Raw genomic sequence first — 17305 nt, 5'->3', positions numbered from 1 at the left:
CTTTCGAGATACAATGTACAAGCGGGGCCTGCCGATTCCTCGGCGGGTCCCGCTTTTCTTTTTCGACTAGGGTGGGCGGTTGCATATCGCCTGCTAGGGAAGGAGCAATCCTATGCCCCAGAACATCTTCGGTACCGATGGTGTCCGTGGCGTCGCCAACGCCGATCTTTCGTGCGACCTCGCGTTTCGCCTGGGCCGCGCGGCGACCAAGTTTCTTGGTCCGGACATCTGCATCGGCCGTGACACGCGCCTTTCGGGCACCATGCTCGAGAGCGCTCTGACCGCCGGCATTATGGCCGAGGGCGGCCGTCCGCACTGCTGCGGCGTCATCCCCACGCCTGCCGTGGCACTGCTCACCGTTCAGAACGAGCTCGACGGCGGCATTGTCATCTCCGCTTCGCATAATCCGCCGGAGTTCAACGGCATCAAGTTCTTTAGCCGCAAGGGCATGAAGCTTCCCGATGCTGTCGAGGAAGAGATCAGCGCCTGGGTCATGTCCGAGGAAGCCATGGCTGCCGACACGCTGCCGACCGGCGCCGGCGTGGGCCACATTATCAAGATGAAGGACGCCCGCAAGGCATATGTCGACCACGCTATCGATACGCTTGATGGCCTGAGGCTCGATGGCCTGGTCGTTGCCGTTGACTGCGGTCACGGTGCTTCCTGCCAGACCACGCCCGCCGCGCTGCAGCGCCTGGGTGCCACGGTCCATGCCATCAACACCGATTACTGCGGCACTGACATTAACGTTGAGTGCGGCTCCACTCACCTTGAGCCCCTGCGCGAGCTCGTGCTGCGCACCCATGCTGACATCGGTCTGGCCCACGACGGCGACGCCGACCGCGTACTGTTCGTGGACAGCGAGGGCAATGAGATCGACGGTGACTACATCCTGGCTATCTGCGGTTCTGACCTCGCCGCTCGCGGCAAGCTCGCCAACTCCGAGATCGTCTCGACCGTCATGTGCAATCTGGGCTTCTCCATCGCTATGAAGGAGCAGGGCTTCGAAATGGTTCAGACCGCTGTGGGCGACCGTTATGTTCTTGAGCGCATGCTCGCGGACGGCGCCGTCATCGGCGGCGAACAGTCTGGCCACATCATCTTCTTGGAGCACAACACCACCGGTGACGGCCTGGTGACGGCCCTGCAGCTGTTGGCCGTGCTCAAGCGCACCGGTCGTACCCTCACCGATCTTGCCGGCATCATGAAGAAGTACCCGCAGGTACTCGTCAACGTGCATTCCGATAACAAGGCTGGTCTGGACGATTGCCAGCCTATCTGGGATGCCGTCGCTGCTGCCGAGAAGGAGCTTGACGGCCGCGGCCGCATTCTGGTGCGCCCGAGCGGTACCGAGCCGCTGGTCCGCGTGATGGCCGAGGCCGAGACGCACGAGCTGACCCAGCGCGTTGTCGACGACATCGTCGAGGTTGTCAAGCGCGAACTTCCCTAATGGTCAAAAACCGTTGCCAAGTGGTAAACTGTTAAGGTTATTTTGATTGATTGGTATGTCCGAGGGGGAGCATGTTCACTAAAGTCCTAAGGTCTTTTGGTATGCGTGGTCGAGTCCTTACGCTGGATGCTCCCATCTCGGGCGACGTCATTCCGCTCTCCGAGGTAAACGACCAGACGTTTGCCACCGGCCTTTTGGGCCAGGGCGTGGCGATTCAGCCCACCGGAACGCGTGTGATTGCACCGGCTGATGCCAAGGTCGAGGCCATTTTTCCCACGGGACACGCCGTTGCGCTTAACACGGTCGATGGCTTGGACGTGCTCATCCACGTTGGTTTGGACACTGTTCAGCTCGAGGGCAAGCACTTTACCGTACATGCGCAAGTGGGTGACATCGTCCATAAGGGCGATGTACTTATTGAGTTCGATCGCGAGGCAATTGCTGCCGAGGGCTACGATGTGACGGTTCCCATCTTGGTGTGCAACTCCGTTGAGTTCTCGAGCATCAAGGGCTCCGTTGGCGTGCATGTCGAAGAGATGGACCAGCTCATCGTTGCTCGCGAGCGCTAACAAGTGCACGTGGCCATTAGCCTACAATTCAAACACGTTTACGGAGGGCGCCCTTGAAAGAGGACGCCCTCCGTGGCAAGATGGGAAACGTCCGAGGCTAAACAGCTTCGGGTCACCGTGGACGGGCAGGGGCCTCGACGCGGCTAGACACGAGACACATACATTACGCGACCTCGCCCTGGTGGCCGCACACGTTGGTTGCGGCCGACGCGGGCCGCGGGCAAGTGCTTGTAAGGGAGCCTTGCCTCTCTTGTACGAGAAAGGACGCGTAATGAAGATCATTAAAGCTAAAGACTACGAGGATATGAGCCGCAAGGCCGCCAATATCATCTCGGCGCAGGTTATCCTCAAGCCCGACTGTGTGCTGGGCCTTGCCACCGGCTCCACCCCGATCGGTGCCTACAAGCAGCTCGCTGCTTGGTACAAGAAGGGTGACGTCGACTTTGCCGAGGTCAGCACCTACAACCTGGACGAGTATCGCGGCCTTTCGCATGACGATCCCCAGAGCTATCACTACTTCATGCGTGAGAACTTCTTCGATCACATCAACATTGACCTGAACAACACGCATGTGCCCGACGGTTCCAACCCCGATGCCGCCGCTGCCTGCTCTGAGTACGACAAGATCGTTGCCGCCGCCGGTTACCCGGATCTGCAGCTGCTCGGTATTGGCAACAACGGCCACATCGGCTTCAACGAGCCCGATGACCACTTCTCCAAGGGTACGCACTGCGTCGACCTCACCGAGAGCACCATTCAGGCCAACAGCCGCCTGTTCGACAGCATCGACGATGTTCCGCGTCAGGCCTACACCATGGGTACCCAGACCATCATGTATGCCCGCATGATCCTGGTCGTCGCCAATGGCGAGGCCAAGGCTCAGGCCGTGCATGACATGTGCTATGGTCCGGTTACGCCCGAGTGCCCGGCTTCGATTCTGCAGCTGCACACCAACTGCGTTGTCGTTGCCGACGAGGCCGCCCTTTCGCTCTGCGAGTAGCGCGAATCCTGCAGCTCGACATAGCCTTGCCTAAGGCCTCCGCTTTGCGGGGGCCTTTTTGCTATCCTTTTCCGCCCACTTGACCAAAATCTTGCCGCAAGCTTGACGAATGCCGGATGCCCAACAGCTTGATTCATTCTATATCAGATTCTATGCAAAAATGCCACTAAAAGGTCGTAGACGGTAGCGGGTGCTAGGCGAGTTAAATGACATAGCTGAACCTTGTTCATCTGCGTTACACTGCCGCTTAGATGGGACAAGCTGACAAGCTCATTTACCTGCTTAAAGACCGATTAGTCGGGGGATTAATAACAATCGGCCCTCGCTGTACAAAAACTTGCCGCTTGCGTACCAAAAGACAACCTAAAACACAAGGTCGCTCTATTCATAGCGCGGCTTGTATGGTCTTGCGGCTACAGTGTCCATACGGTCGAGTTGAGGAGCGGGCATGGTAAACGATTTGAGCGGTATAGACGACCTCGAGCTGATGCCGTTAGGCGGAGGCTATATGGTGCGACGCGAACGCTTGATGAATGAGCTTATTGCCAAGGGCCGAAAGGCCGGCATCGTGGTTCTTTATGCGCCCGACGGGTTTGGGAAGACCTCGGTGCTGCTGCAGTACACCCATGAGGTTAAATGCGACCCGACGCGAGGCCCCGTGCGGATTATCGAGGCCGATCGCGCCACTGGGCGCGAGGTGTTTATGCAGCTCGAGGTGGTTACCGAAGAACTCAAAGACAAACCGCACTCTCTTATCGCGATTGATAATGTGCCAAACCTCGATCAGCACGATACCGAAGACCTCATCGACAGGATCCGCGGCCTGCGCGCTATGGGGGTAGGGGTCTTTATCTCCTGCCGTCCTTCAAATCGTCAGCTGATTCATGGGCTGGGCGATTCGGTTAAGATCAATGCGCAGATGCTCAAGGTGCATGCCTATGAGTATTCGGCGTGGGCATCGGCGTTTTCGATCAGCACATCGCTCGACTTTTATCAGCTCACGCAAGGCGTGCCCGAGCTTGTTTCGGCATTGCAGACGGGTCTGTATGGCCAAGGCGACGTAGCCGGCCTGCTCGAAAACGAGATTGTCAACGTATATGGCGCGGCACTTGCCGATCTGGCTTCGCTCGACAATAATGCGCTGTTTTGCGTGGCATGTCTCATGGTTTTGATGGGCGAGGGCAATATCGCAGAACTCGAGGCTTGTGGGGTGAGGTTGTCGATGGTCGACCAGTCCTACTTTGTGCGCGACTACCCGATCTTTGGCTTGGATCCCGCCGAGCGGAGTTTTACGTGTCTGGGCACGGAGGATAACGGACGCTTGCGTTTGCGTAAGTTGGTGGCCGAGGTTCGCCCCGAACTTGTTCCGAGGGCGGCCCGGATTTTGCTTAAGGCGGGCCGATGCGATGCGGCGATGGGCCTGGCGGACGCCTTTTTGGACCGTGAAGCGGTCCTTGAACTTGCTGGGCAGTATGGGGTCGATCTGGCCCTGACGGGGCACGGGGCCGATATCTGCCGAGCAGCGCTGGGCACGATCGATGCTGACGATCCGGCTCCAGAGCCAACGCCTGCCGAGGCACTCGGCGTATATCTGGCAGCGGTCAGCGTGTCCAATACAAAGCTCGCCCGCTATATGGCATCGGTCATCGAACGCGGGGGCGAACGGGCGGCCTGCGAAATAGACCCTGTTTCATGGAGGGTGGCCCAGACACTGACGGCTGTTTGCTATGGGGACAACGGGCTTGGGCTTCCTACGAACCTGGCCGTGCCAGAAATCGAGACATCCCACACCGCACTCGATATGTTGTCCGCGCATATCGAGGTCAAGCGATGCCTGACCGAACGGGGAGATGACGGCGGCGTTCTACAGCAGCTCAAAACGAGCAAGGCCTACGACTGCGAGCTCGACATCGCGGGGATTGTTATACGGGCCGATAGCATGCTGGTGGAGCTCTTTGACGGGTCGTTTGCGGGAACCGACGAGCGCGACGACGAGATGACGGTGGTGCGGGAGGCGCTCGACGTACGTGGGCTTAAGGCGATGGCTATCTGGGTGCGCATGGTGTTGGCGGCACGGCGGCTCCTTTCCGGCTTGCCGGTAACCGACGATGCGGCGTTCAACGAGCTCGATCGTTTTGCCGTGCGCATGCGCGACAACCAGATTCAGCTGTTTGGCCTGTTGCTAGAAGGCTGGCAGTCGCTGGCAGAGGGACGGCCGGTTAATGCAAAGTTCCGTGCGGTCCAAGTGCTCAAACTTGCCGAGGAGTCGATTGCGTACATGCGCGATAACGCATTGCTGCTGGAGCGCGCGGCATATCTGCGTAACACCTCGATGGTTTCGGTGCGCGAGGAAGCGGAGCTACTCGATATAAGCCAGACGCAGGTTGGTGGAGCGGAGGCCTGGATGGTTGCGCTGCATTTGGCCTGTGCGGGGCGAGATAGCGATCTTGCGGCCTGGATGTCCATGAATCGTGCGGGGATTCTAGAGCCATCGTATCGGCTCTTTGCGCGCCTTGCCATGCATTGTCTGGGCGAGCCGGCGGCCAGGATACGCAAGAAGCTTCCCGTGCGCGAGCTGTCGCGGTACTCGCTGCGCGACGATTTGGAAGGGGAGGGCGAGCGCCTGTTCCAGGCTGGCGAGGTTGAAGCCGTTGATACCATCGACCATATCGAGATTCGCATGTTTGGTGCGTTTCGCGCCGAACGCGACGGGTTTCCCATCACGGACAAAATGTGGCGCCGCAAGAAGGCGGCGACGCTTGCCGAGCGGCTTGCGCTGGGCATGGATGCGCTCGTCGATCGTGAGACGCTGGCCATGGAGCTGTGGCCCCATGCCGAGTACAATAGCGCCCGCAATAACCTGTACTCGACGATATCGCGCTTGCGGTCGGCTTTGGGGCCGACGCCGGATGGCAAGTCGTGTGTGCTCATCCAAAATGAATGCATCGGACTCAACGGCGACTACGTCAAGACCGATGTGCGGCTGTTTGACCAGATAAGCCGCGAGGTTTTGGGAAATCGCACGGGTGCGCGCGGGCCCCATTTAGTTGAGCTGTGCCTTAAGATTGAGCAGCTTTATGCCGGACCGCTGTATGTTCCCAATGGCTGTAATCCCACCTACTTTTTGCGTATGCGACGCATTATGCAGTCAAAGTACATCGACTGCATGATTAAGGGGGCCAATGCCGCTCTAGAAGAAAACGATCTGCAGTCGGCGATTTGGCTGGCGGAGTCGGGGCTTCGACAGGAAACGGCGCGTGAGGATATGGTGCGCTGCGCCATGCGCGTCTACAGTGCGGCGGGGCGGCGGCGCGATATCGTCGAGCTGTACAGCGGGCATATGCACCATCTGAGGGAGCAGGTCAATGGTGTGCCCGAGCCCGAGACGCGGCGTCTATACGAGCGCTTGGTGGAGGGTCGGCTCAACCGCGTGCTGGTCGAGCGATAAAAAACGGGTGCCCGAAGTACTTGGGCACCCGTAAGCTTGCTATGTGTTGGCTCGCCGGATTATTGGCTCTTAGACGAGCTTGATCTTCTCGATATCCTTGCGCGAGGACTCGCGATACAGCGAGAACTTGCGGCCGATAACCTGAACGACGTCGGCGTGGCAGCGCTCGGCGAGCTCCTCGGCGGCCTCGCGGGCGGAAAGGCTGGAGCCATCGAGCACGGAGCACTTAACGAGCTCGTGCTTCTCCAGGTAGGCGACCGTCTGCTCGACGGTGCCCTCGTTGACGTCGGACTTGCCGATGATGATGGCGGGGTTGAGGTGATGGGCCATGCTGCGAAGCTGCTTGACCTGGGCTCCTGTCAGTGCCATGGGTTCTCGCTTTCTATGTATGGGGCGCCCCGCGACGGGGCCTTAATTTACGTGAGCTGTCCCACGATAGCGCAGGAACGGTGCGGTGTGGAGCGCGTTTGCCCAGTTCAAAAAGAATGCGGATGCCGAGTGAGTGGGCAGTGCGGGCTGCGAACAGGCTATGAGCTGGGCGCAGAGACCGGCTCCCATGCAATAAACGCCCAACGAACCTTGCGGACATGATCGAGCATATAGCGCCCCTGCGGCACGCCCTTGGAGCCCGGCTCACCGGCATGGGGGTTCTCGATCATGTGCTGGGCGATGTAGTCGCGCAGACGGTCGACCTTATCCTCGTTGCCATGCTCAAGCATGCGGGAAAAGTCCGCCACGCCCGCTTCAAGGCTGTCGAAGGTATCGCGACGCGGCGATTCAAAGTACGTGACCTGCGGCAGGGCACCCATCTGAATGAGGATGTTGAAGGCGTACACAAAGCCATTGCTGCAGGTAACCGAGGCGCCAATAGCGTTCATCAAGTGCAGATCATGGCGCGGGCTGGAGTTGGCGACCATCGTGACAGCACAACGCCGACGAGCCGTGCGGTCGAGCTTGGCAAGCGCATCTTTTAGATTGGTCGTCGTAACCGACCGACTGGCAAAGGCAACATCCACCGCTTTCGCGACCGGTCCAACCAAATCCCAGTCATCATCCCAAGCAAGCTCAAGCGGCGTAATGCGCCCCTCGAGCCCATAGTACTCAATGCCAGCATCAAGCGTGCCCAACATAGCAGGAGAAAAGTCAGCAGCAATCACAGGATGTCCGTCTTGCGCAAGCGGAATAGCAATCGACCCAGCCCCACACCCCATATCAAGCACCGACTCACCAGGCTTCAACGCCAACAGCTTTATAAAATCCCGAGCATAAGGGGCAGTCTCCAACGGCCGAAAATGCCGAGCCCGCTTATCCCACTCAAAAGAATCATCAGCCCGATGTCGAGCAGCTTGCAAGCGCATCCATTCGCCATTCCAATCCGCAGAAAGCAGCTCAGAACGAATCAAATCATCAGCCACGGGCCATCTCCCTCACAACAAAAAAGCGACTCCTCCCAAAAGAAGAGCCGCAACCAGCATATATCAGAAAGAACCGATCCAACGCCAAACCGCCCTCACAACCAAGGCGGGCAGGAGCGAAGCGACTGCCATACGGGATAGAACCCAACTGAGGTCCCGTTGTGCGGGAGTCCCGGGGAGGGCAAATATATAAGGTCGATCGCGAGTTCCGCACGAGCCGGAGAGCACTTAATGTGCTCTCCGTGCGAGTCAGGACTGTCCGAGCAGGCGACCTTATATATTTGCCCTCCTCGGGACTCCTCGCCCGAACCCCTCAGCTAGTTCTTCAGCGAGTTCAGCGGCGCCGGGAAGCGTCCACCACGGTGGGCAAGCACGGTGCCGGCGTTGGGGTTCACCGGCATGATGGGCGCACGGCCAAACAGGCCGCCGTACTCAACGCAGTCGCCCACGCCCTTGCCGATAGCGGGAATCACGCGGACGGCCGTGGTCTTGTTGTTGATGACGCCGATGGCCATCTCGTCGGCGATGATGCCGGCGATGGTCTCGACCGGGGTGTCACCGGGGATGGCGATCATGTCCAGGCCGACGGAGCATACGCAGGTCATAGCCTCAAGTTTCTCGAGCGAAAGCGCACCGGCCTCGACGGCGGCGATCATGCCGGCGTCCTCGGACACGGGGATAAAAGCGCCCGAGAGGCCGCCCACGCTGGAGCTGGCCATGACGCCGCCCTTCTTGACGGCATCGTTGAGCATGGCGAGCGCGCAGGTCGTGCCGGGGCCACCGCAGGTGCCCACGCCGATGATCTCGAGGATGCGCGCGACGGAGTCGCCGATGGCGGGCGTGGGGGCCAGCGACAGGTCGACAATGCCCTTCTCGACACCCAGGCGATGGGCGGCCTCGCGGCTCATGAGTTCGCCGGCGCGGGTGATCTTAAAGGCGGTCTGTTTAATCTTCTCGGCGACTTCCATCATCGAGGCGGAATCGGGCAGCGTCTCCAAGGCAGCAGCCATAACGCCGGGGCCCGAGACGCCAACGTTGATGACGGCGTCGGCCTCGCCACCGCCGTGGACGGCGCCCGCCATAAACGGGGAGTCCTCGACCATGTTGGCAAAGCAGACAAACTTGGACGCGCCAACGGAATCCTGGTCGGCCGTGAGTTTAGCGGCATCGATGATGGTCTGGGCGGCCATAAGCACGGCGTCCATGTTGATACCGGCGCGCAGGCTGGCGACGTTGACGCTGGAGCAGACGCGGCTCGTGGTGGCGAGCGCCTGGGGGATGGACTGGATGACGCGGCGGTCGGCGTCGCCGATGCCCTTCTGGACGAGCGCGGAGAAGCCGCCCAGGTAATCGATGCCGAGCGTCTCGGCCGCGCGGTCGAGGGCATGCGCGATGGGGGTGAGGTCCTCATCCTTGCAGCACGCGGCGATCTGCGCCACCGGGGTGACGGAAACGCGCTTGTTGACGATGGGGATACCGTACTCGCGCTCGAGGTTCTCGGCGGTCTCGACCAGATGCTCAGCCGTGTGCGTCACGTGGTCGTAGATTTTCGTGCACATGCGGTCGAGGTTCTCGTCGCCGCAACCCATGAGCGAAACACCCATGGTGATGGTCCTGATGTCGAGGTTCTGCTCCTCAACCATGCCGCGGGTTTCCGCGATTTCTGCGGGCGTGATCGCCATCCTTGCGCTCCTATCTGCCAAAACGAGCATAGTCTTATCTATTCTAACGTGCCGCACGTGCCAAGTGGCGCATGCGGCACGTTTTGGTGCTCGGTTGTTTCCGTTGTGTTACTGCCCAAAGACCTCTTCGGCGATACGGGCGCTTTCGGCGGCGTCCTTGGCGTAGTAGTCGGCGCCGATCTGCTTGGCGTATTCGGGGGTGAGCACGGCGCCGCCCACGATGATCTTGACGCCCGGCACCTCGGCATGAAGCAGCTTGATGGTCTCCTCCATGGCGACGACCGTGGTAGTCATAAGCGCCGAGAGGCCGACGAGTTTGATATCGCGCTCCTTGACGGTCTTGAGTACCTCCTGCGGATCGACGTCGCGGCCCAGGTCAAAGACGGTGTAGCCGTAGTTATCAAGCAGCATCTTGACGATGTTCTTACCGATGTCGTGGATATCGCCCTTGACGGTGGCCACGCAGATCTTGCCCTTGTCGGCGATCTCACCGGCGGGCATCAGCCGCTTGATGGTGTCGAAGCCCACGCGTGCGGCCTCGGCCGAGGCCATGAGCTGCGGCAGGAAGAACTTGCCCTGGTCAAAGAGGACGCCAACCTCGTCGAGGGCGGGGATAAAGTGGTTGTTGATAAGATCCATAGCGTCGTGGTCGGCCAGCAGGCGCTCAGTCTCGGTCGCGATCTCGCCCTTACGGCCCGAGACGACCATGCGACGAATTGGGTCGTCGTTGCCGTCGGTGCCGGCGGTGCCAGCAGCGGACACGGTGTCGGTCGATGCGGCCTGAGCTGCTGCCGGGTTTGCGGCGATCTTGTACGGATCGGTCCAGCCGGCGTAGCGCTCGATGTATCCGGTCGAGCCCTCGTCCTCAACGCTCAGGACGCGACAGCTGTAGACGGTATCCATAAAGCGCTTGGAGCCCGGGTTCATGATGGGGGCGTCCAGGCCCGCGCCGAAGGCGGCGGCCAAAAAGACCGAACCCAGCAGCGGGCGGGCAGGCAGGCCAAAGCTGATGTTCGACACGCCGAGCGCGCATTTGACGCCCAGACGCTCCTTGCACAGGGACATGGCGCGTAGGATCTGCTCAGCCTGGCGTTGATTAGTCGAGGCGGTCATGACCAGGCAGTCGATGAGGATGCGGTCCGGGCCGATGCCGTAGCGGGCAGCCTCGGCCACGATGCGCTCGGCGATGGCGAAGCGGGCCTCGGCGGTATCGGGGATGCCGCCTTCGTCGAGCGTGAGGCCGACGACGTTGGTGCCGTAGTGGGCGACCAGCGGGAAGATCTCGTCCATGATCTGCTGTTTGCCATTGACCGAGTTGATGATGGGCTTGCCGGCGTAGCGGCGCACGGCTGCCTCGACGGCTGCGGGGTCGGTGGAGTCGATCTGCAACGGCAGCAGCGTGGAGCCCTGGAGCTGCTCGGTCGCCTGTTGGATGATCTTGACCTCGTCGATCTCGGGCAGGCCCACGTTGACGTCCAGGATGTCGGCGCCCTGTTCCTGCTGGCTGATGCCCTGGCTCACGACGTAGTCTAGGTCGCCGTCGCGCAGGGCCTGCTGCAGGCGCTTTTTGCCGGTGGGATTGATGCGCTCGCCGATGACGGCGATCTTGTGGCCGTCGCAGGGAAGGTCCACGACCGTCTGGGCGCTCGTGACCGACATGCTAGGCTTGCGGTGGCGCGGGCTGGGCGTGTGGTTGTCGATAAGCGTGCGCAGGGCGGCCATGTGCGCCGGCGTGGTGCCGCAGCAGCCGCCCACGACGCTCACGCCGTCGGCGATCATGCCGGCGACGGCCTCGGCGTATTCGGGGGCTTGGATATCAAAGACGGTGTTGCCGTCGTCGTCCACATGGGGGAGTCCTGCATTAGCCTGCACCATAACGGGCTTGTCGGTAACGGTGAGCATACGTGCGGCGAGCCCCCGGAGCTCGGCCGGTCCCTGGCTGCAGTTGATGCCCAAAACGTCGGCGCCGATGGCATCGAGCGTGATGGCGGCCACCTCGGGACTCGTGCCCAGGAAGGTGCGACCGTCTTCCTCGAAGGTCATGGTGGCAAAGACGGGCAGGTCGGAGTTTTCGCGACAGGCGAGGACGGCCGCCTTGATCTCGGCCAGGTCGGTCATAGTCTCGATAATAATGAGGTCCACGCCCGCATCGACGCCAGCGCGCACTTCCTCGGCAAAGAGGTCATAGGCCTCGTCAAAGCTGAGGGTGCCTAAGGGACGAAGCAGCGCGCCGATGGGGCCGATATCGCCGGCGACGTAGCGGGCGCCGGCCTCGCGGGCGCAGGCGACAGCGGCGGCAAAGACGTCTGCCACGGTGGCGGCGCCGTCGAGCTTGTGGGCGTTGGCGCCAAAGGTGTTGGCGGTGATCACGTCGCAGCCAGCCTCGACGTACTGGCGCTGAATGTCGGTAATGACCTGGGGTTCCTCAAAGTTGAGCAGCTCGGGCAGGGCGCCCGCCTTCATGCCAGCGGCCTGCAACATGGTGCCCATGCCGCCGTCGAACAGCAGGTGTCCCGTGCCATCGATGGCCGCACGCAGGCGATCGTCCTTAATGCGCAGATCGTCGATCGTGCGCGTCTTGTACGTGGCACCGTTGCGACGTGCGGCATCAACAGGTGCCGCCAATGCAGTGCCGTCAGAATCATGAGTGATAAGCGGAGTAAACATCGAGGGCTCCTAATGGCTGGAATAGCAGGTGGTGTGGGCGGCGCGGAAGCGGCAGTGCTCGCGCATGCGGCAGATATTGCAGGTGGGGCGGCTCTGGGCGTCGTGGACTTCGCCGTCAAACAGACCGATCACCGCGGTCACGCTCTTGGTGGGCATGAGTAGGCTGGTGGGTGTGACGGTCAGACCGATGAGCCGCGTGGCGTTGAGCGCATTGACGATTGAGCGCTGGGCCGAGAGCGGGCAGTCGCCGTAGCCGGGACTAAAGCGCCAGTTGCCGGCGAGCCCATGAACGGCGGCGTCCGTCTTGACCTGCTGGTCCATTTGCTCAACGGCGGCTTCCACGTAAGCGGAGCACGCGGCGTCGAGCACGGCGCCCTCCAGGGGATGTTGGGCTCCCGTGGTGCGCAGGCGACGCTCGGCGTCCATGCCGAGGGTGCATGCCATGAGCGCGGCAAAGCGGGCATCTTTGAGATGTCGATAGATATCGCGACCCCGCAGCTCAACGTTGGTGCCGACCAAGCGAATGCAAGGCTCACTTTGTTCGTCCACGCCCGTGGCATCGACGGCAAACACGCGGCGCACGCCACGGGGCTCAATGTCCAGTTCCAGACGTTCAACGACAAGCTCAATACGTCGTGACAGTTCGGGCTCAATCTGCTGGCCGCCGTAACCCAGATACCGCAGCATCTCGGCACGGTCGACACGGGGATGGTGTGCGGCATCGACACGGTAAAGCGCCGGCGACGCAAGGTCGGCCGGCACTTCGACAGCGGTTGTATCGATGTGCGGTTTTTCCATTACCCCAGGCGCTCCATAATGGTCGCGGCGATCGCAGGACGGTTCATAGTGTACAGGTGCAGGCCGTCGGCGCCGTGCTCCTTGAGGTCGCAAAGTTGGCGGGCGGCATAATCTACACCGGCTGCCTGCAGGCTCTCGGGGTCGTTCTCGTACTTGGCGAGAATCTTGATGACGGGGGAGGGCAGCGACGCGCCGCACATAAAGACCATGCGGCTGATCTGCGACTTGCCCATAAACGGCATGATGCCCGCGGTAATGGGCACGGTGATACCGGCCTTGTCGGCAAGCTCGCGAAAACGGTAGAAGCACTCGTTATCAAAGAAGAGCTGTGTCACAAAGAAGCTCGCGCCGGCGTCCTGTTTTTGCTTGAGGTGTTCGACCGAGAGGTTGAGATCCTCACAGGCAATGTGGCCCTCGGGGTAGGCTGCGGCGCCCACGCAAAAGCCGGCGTCGACGAGCTCGGGGATGAGGTCGCGGGCGTAGGCGTAGTCGGAGGCGGGCTTGTCGTCCTCGGTCGCGCCGGCAGGGAGATCGCCACGCAGGGCCAGAATGTTTTCAACGCCGGCGGTGCGATACTCGTCGATCTTGGCGGTGATGTCGGCGTGGGTGCGGCCCACGCAGGTGAGGTGTGCCACCGAGGGCGTGTCGAATTCGCTCGAAATCATATGCGCGATGGGGGCGGTGGTGGCACCGTTGCCCGAGCCGCCGGCCGAGCAGGTGACCGAGACAAAGCTCGGCGAAAGCTTGCACAGATTGCCTGCCACTTCGCGAGCCGTGTCGAGGGTGAGCTCGCCCTTGGGCGGGAACATCTCAAACGAAACGGGCGCGGTGCCCTGGGATGCTGCCTGCTTAAAAACCTCGTCGACGCGCATATCGTGCTCCTCTAGATACGTAATAGTGTGATGTGTTGTAAGGATTCTACAGCACCACTGTGTCACGGTGGAGTTTCACTCGTTATTCGGGGATACCAATCAAAGATGCCTTGCTATCGGCTTTCTCTATAACAGAGCGGCTAATCTAGGCACGGACTATAAAGACTGGTATCTGATGCAAAATACCAGTTAATAGAGCTCCATCCCAAATTGACTACCCTTAAACCATGGGGAGAGGTCTGCAATTTATGCAGTTGATTGGCTGTTGAGGGTGGCAACGCCGCCTCGATAGGGTAACCTCATTGATTGGTTTCGCGACAGCAACATAACGGTAATGTCGCGGAAACACGGCGAGTCTAAGCTATGACTCGTTCGTTAGTAATCAACACCGCTTCTCACGCGGTGCCGATACGAAGGGAGTTCCGTATGGCCGAACTTACTGACCGCTTCGGGACCATGGTGTTCTCTGAGGAAGTCATGAAGGACTACCTCCCCAAGGACATTTGGAAGCGCCTTGCTGCAACCCTCGAGGGCGGTGAGCCGCTCGACCTGGATGTGGCCAACGCCGTTGCCCATGCCATGAAGGTCTGGGCCATCTCCAAGGGTGCGACGCACTATGCGCACTGGTTCCAGCCGCTTTCGGGCATTACTTCCGAGAAGCACGACAGCTTCCTGGAGCCCAACCACGACGGCACCGCCATTACCAAGTTTACGGGCAAGAACCTCATCCAGGGCGAGCCCGATGCCTCGAGCTTCCCCAACGGCGGCCTGCGTGCTACCTTCGAGGCCCGTGGCTACACCGCTTGGGACCCCACTAGCCCCGCCTTTATCAAGGACGATGTCCTGTGCATCCCCACGGCTTTCTGCTCCTACACGGGCGAGGCCCTGGACAAGAAGACCCCGCTGCTGCGTTCCATGACCGCGCTCTCGCGTGAGTCCAAGCGCGTTTTGGCGCTGTTCGGTAAGACCCCCAAGAAGGTCGTTCCTTCCGTGGGCGACGAGCAGGAGTACTTCCTGATCAAGAAGGACGCCTACCGCAAGCGCAAGGACCTGGTCATTACCGGCCGCACCCTCTTTGGCGCCGCTCCCTGCAAGGGCCAGGAGCTCGAGGAGCACTACTTTGGCGCTATCCGCCCCACCGTCTCGGCCTATATGAAGGATCTGGACGATGAGCTGTGGGCGCTTGGCATTCCCGCCAAGACCAAGCACAACGAGGTTGCTCCCTGCCAGCATGAGCTCGCCCCCGTCTATGGCGAAGTCAACGAGGCCATCGACCAGAATCTGGTCATGATGGAGAAGATGAAGCTCATCGCCTCCCGCCACGACTTGGTCTGCCTGCTGCACGAGAAGCCCTTCGAGGGCATTAACGGCTCGGGCAAGCACAACAACTGGTCGCTTGGCACCGAGTCCGAGAACCTGCTCGATCCGGGCGACACTCCGCTCGACAACCTGCAGTTCATCGTCTTCCTCACCGCGGTAATCGAGGCCGTCGATAACTATCAGGAGCTCCTGCGTGCCTCCGTTGCCTCGGCCGGTAACGACCATCGTCTGGGCGCCAACGAGGCTCCTCCGGCGATTATGTCCATCTTCCTGGGCGACCAGCTTACCGAGGTCGTCGAGAAGATCATCGATGGCAAGGCTTCCGTCCATGCCACGCGCGGCGTGCTCGACCTGGGCGCCGATACTCTGCCCAAGCTGATGCAGGACAACACCGACCGCAACCGCACCTCCCCGTTTGCCTTCACCGGCAATAAGTTCGAGTTCCGTGCCTGCGGCTCCGAGCAGAACGTCTCCGACTCCAACCTGGTGCTCGATGCCGCCGTGGCCAAGTCGCTCAAGTCCTTCGCCGACGCGCTTGAGGGTACGCCCGAGGATGAGTTCCAGGACGCTGCGCTCGAGTACTGCAAGAAGGTCCTGACCGACCACCAGCGCATCCTCTTCTCCGGTGACGGCTACTCCGATGAGTGGCCCGTCGAGGCCGAGAAGCGCGGCCTTGCCAACAACAAGACCACGGCCGACGCCCTGCCCGCCTTTGTTTCCGATAAGGCCATCGCACTCTTTGAGGAGACGGGTGTCCTGACCAAGGCCGAGGCTCAGTGCCGCTACGACTGCAAGCTCGAGAAGTACAACAAGCTCATGAACATCGAGGCTACCACGATGGTTCGCGAGGCGCGTCGTACCTATCGCCCGGTCATTACCGCCTATGCCACCAAGGTCGCTAAGGGCCTTGAGACTATTCGTGCTGCCGGTGCTGAGGCCGCCATGCAGTGCGAGCAGAACACGCTCAACAAGCTCTGCAACGGCATTACCACCATCAACGACTCCATCAAGGCGCTTGACGCCGTGCATCAGAAGGCTGAGGCCCTCGATGGCCAGGAGCAGGCCAACGTGTACGCGCACGAGGTCGTTCCCGCTATGGATGCGCTGCGTGCCGCCGTGGACGCCATGGAGGAGATCGTGGCAGCCGACTACTGGCCGGTCCCGACCTACGACGACATCCTGTTCTACGTGTAGGGCGTAACTGACATATCGTCACGGTATTGAGCCGGGGTCCGCATCATGCGGGCCCCGGTTTTTGTTTGCGAAGGACGCTTTGAAGCCCGTTTTGCCGCCGATTTGCCTAGGTATAAAGGGCTATGGGCAAAAAACGTCAAATATGAGTACTGTCACAAGTCCTGTAGCATTATCTTTTTGCAAAATATGCAGTGTTACACAACATATGTCCAAGTACTTAGCTGATAAACGCTTGCAATTCTTCCGCCGTAGGACCCCTGGCGTCTAAATCGCCTTCTGATGGCATGAAATCGCTGTTACTAAAATGGTAACAGTACTCATATTTGCCATTTTTTGTCCACAGGCCTTTGGATGACAGTGTGATTTAATACCCTCGGGGTTCGAATCCCGGCATTTCGGTAGCAAAAAGCCCGCTACCGCGAGGGTAACGGGCTCTTCAATTCAAATGGTGCCCCCAGCGGGATGTCCGCGTGCGGCTGGCGCCGCCCGCTTCCGCTGCGTCGCTTCGCTCCTTGCGTGCTGCGCTGGAAAACGCTTGCGCGTTTCCTCAGCTCCGCACCCTGTCGGGTTCGAATCCCGGCACATGGATAGCAAAAAGCCCGTCACCGCGGGGGTAACGGGCTTTTTAATTTAAATGGTGCCCCCAGCGGGATTCGAACCCGCGATATCCACCTTGAAAGGGTGGCGTCCTTGGCCGCTAGACGATGGGGACAGCGGGAAAGAGTATAGCAGACTTTTTTAGCCGTTCACATATCGTTGGCAAACTGAAAAACCACCACAAAGGTGCCTTGATTATCAACTTCATCCGAACATTTCCCACATTCATCCGCACATGTGCGGATGAATGTGGGAACCCGATACCCTGAGGGCCGGACCGGCCGGCCCCGGGA

The 17305-nt window shown here is 60.5% G+C and carries 11 protein-coding genes and 1 tRNA gene; 5 read left to right on the top strand and 7 right to left on the bottom strand.

The features are described 5' to 3' along the window. The first annotated feature begins 112 nt into the window (after positions 1 to 112). The 4 genes from glmM (at position 113) to I1969_RS05610 (ending at position 6467) form a co-directional block, all read left to right on the top strand. Complete coding sequence (gene glmM, locus I1969_RS05625; RefSeq protein ID WP_006234694.1) at positions 113 to 1450, top strand: phosphoglucosamine mutase; 1338 nt, start codon at positions 113 to 115, stop codon at positions 1448 to 1450. A gap of 101 nt (positions 1451 to 1551) precedes the next feature. Next, positions 1552 to 2019 carry a PTS sugar transporter subunit IIA gene (locus I1969_RS05620; RefSeq protein WP_306421699.1) on the top strand — a complete coding sequence of 156 codons (468 nt, stop codon included), beginning with the start codon at positions 1552 to 1554 and terminating at the stop codon, positions 2017 to 2019. A 271-nt stretch (positions 2020 to 2290) separates the two neighbouring features. Next, a complete protein-coding gene (gene nagB, locus I1969_RS05615; RefSeq protein ID WP_195233705.1) occupies positions 2291 to 3019 on the top strand; it encodes a glucosamine-6-phosphate deaminase in 729 nt (242 codons plus the stop codon). Positions 3020 to 3467: 448 nt separating this feature from the next. After that, positions 3468 to 6467: an AfsR/SARP family transcriptional regulator gene (locus I1969_RS05610; RefSeq protein ID WP_195233703.1), complete on the top strand. Its 3000-nt coding sequence runs from the start codon at positions 3468 to 3470 to the stop codon at positions 6465 to 6467. Between the two features lie 69 nt (positions 6468 to 6536). Here I1969_RS05610 and I1969_RS05605 read toward each other — a convergent pair whose 3' ends face one another. The 6 genes from I1969_RS05605 to I1969_RS05580 form a co-directional block, all read right to left on the bottom strand. Next, positions 6537 to 6836 (bottom strand): YhbY family RNA-binding protein, encoded by a 300-nt coding sequence (locus I1969_RS05605; protein WP_117839974.1) that lies wholly within the window; start codon positions 6834 to 6836, stop codon positions 6537 to 6539. 158 nt (positions 6837 to 6994) lie between these two features. Then, on the bottom strand, positions 6995 to 7678 hold the full coding sequence (locus tag I1969_RS05600) for a hypothetical protein (protein ID WP_195233814.1): 684 nt from the start codon (positions 7676 to 7678) through the stop codon (positions 6995 to 6997). 521 nt (positions 7679 to 8199) lie between these two features. Beyond that, on the bottom strand, positions 8200 to 9564 hold the full coding sequence (locus tag I1969_RS05595) for a PFL family protein (RefSeq protein ID WP_035136908.1): 1365 nt from the start codon (positions 9562 to 9564) through the stop codon (positions 8200 to 8202). Between the two features lie 108 nt (positions 9565 to 9672). After that, positions 9673 to 12231, bottom strand: a complete 2559-nt coding sequence (locus I1969_RS05590; protein ID WP_195233700.1) for a homocysteine S-methyltransferase family protein — start codon at positions 12229 to 12231, stop codon at positions 9673 to 9675. A gap of 9 nt (positions 12232 to 12240) precedes the next feature. After that, positions 12241 to 13029: a hypothetical protein gene (locus I1969_RS05585; protein WP_117745713.1), complete on the bottom strand. Its 789-nt coding sequence runs from the start codon at positions 13027 to 13029 to the stop codon at positions 12241 to 12243. After that, positions 13029 to 13901 (bottom strand): methylenetetrahydrofolate reductase, encoded by an 873-nt coding sequence (locus tag I1969_RS05580; RefSeq protein WP_195233698.1) that lies wholly within the window; start codon positions 13899 to 13901, stop codon positions 13029 to 13031. The genes I1969_RS05585 and I1969_RS05580 overlap by 1 nt, the downstream gene beginning before the upstream one ends. Positions 13902 to 14327: 426 nt before the next feature. Here I1969_RS05580 and I1969_RS05575 point away from each other — a divergent pair, with 426 nt between their 5' ends. Beyond that, entirely contained in the window at positions 14328 to 16415 is a 2088-nt protein-coding gene (locus I1969_RS05575) for a glutamine synthetase III family protein (protein ID WP_195233696.1), read from the top strand. Between the two features lie 635 nt (positions 16416 to 17050). Here the strand turns inward: I1969_RS05575 and I1969_RS05570 are convergent. After that, positions 17051 to 17127 (bottom strand) — tRNA-Glu (locus I1969_RS05570). Between the last annotated feature and the right edge of the window lie 178 nt (positions 17128 to 17305).

It is taken from the genome of Collinsella aerofaciens, assembly GCF_015548375.1.
GTDB lineage: Bacteria > Actinomycetota > Coriobacteriia > Coriobacteriales > Coriobacteriaceae > Collinsella > Collinsella aerofaciens_AB.
This window is presented reverse-complemented; position numbering and strand designations above follow the sequence as displayed.

Bases quoted from the DNA above. Each gene is read 5' to 3' on its own strand.
- I1969_RS05575 (WP_195233696.1), top strand. From the start codon at position 14,328: ATGGCCGAACTTACTGACCGCTTCGGGACCATGGTGTTCTCTGAGGAA.
- nagB (WP_195233705.1), top strand. From the start codon at position 2,291: ATGAAGATCATTAAAGCTAAAGACTACGAGGATATGAGCCGCAAGGCC.
- I1969_RS05585 (WP_117745713.1), bottom strand. From the start codon at position 13,029: ATGGAAAAACCGCACATCGATACAACCGCTGTCGAAGTGCCGGCCGAC.
- glmM (WP_006234694.1), top strand. From the start codon at position 113: ATGCCCCAGAACATCTTCGGTACCGATGGTGTCCGTGGCGTCGCCAAC.
- I1969_RS05605 (WP_117839974.1), bottom strand. From the start codon at position 6,836: ATGGCACTGACAGGAGCCCAGGTCAAGCAGCTTCGCAGCATGGCCCAT.
- I1969_RS05580 (WP_195233698.1), bottom strand. From the start codon at position 13,901: ATGCGCGTCGACGAGGTTTTTAAGCAGGCAGCATCCCAGGGCACCGCG.
- I1969_RS05595 (WP_035136908.1), bottom strand. From the start codon at position 9,564: ATGGCGATCACGCCCGCAGAAATCGCGGAAACCCGCGGCATGGTTGAG.
- I1969_RS05590 (WP_195233700.1), bottom strand. From the start codon at position 12,231: ATGTTTACTCCGCTTATCACTCATGATTCTGACGGCACTGCATTGGCG.
- I1969_RS05610 (WP_195233703.1), top strand. From the start codon at position 3,468: ATGGTAAACGATTTGAGCGGTATAGACGACCTCGAGCTGATGCCGTTA.
- I1969_RS05620 (WP_306421699.1), top strand. From the start codon at position 1,552: ATGCGTGGTCGAGTCCTTACGCTGGATGCTCCCATCTCGGGCGACGTC.
- I1969_RS05600 (WP_195233814.1), bottom strand. From the start codon at position 7,678: ATGGGGTGTGGGGCTGGGTCGATTGCTATTCCGCTTGCGCAAGACGGA.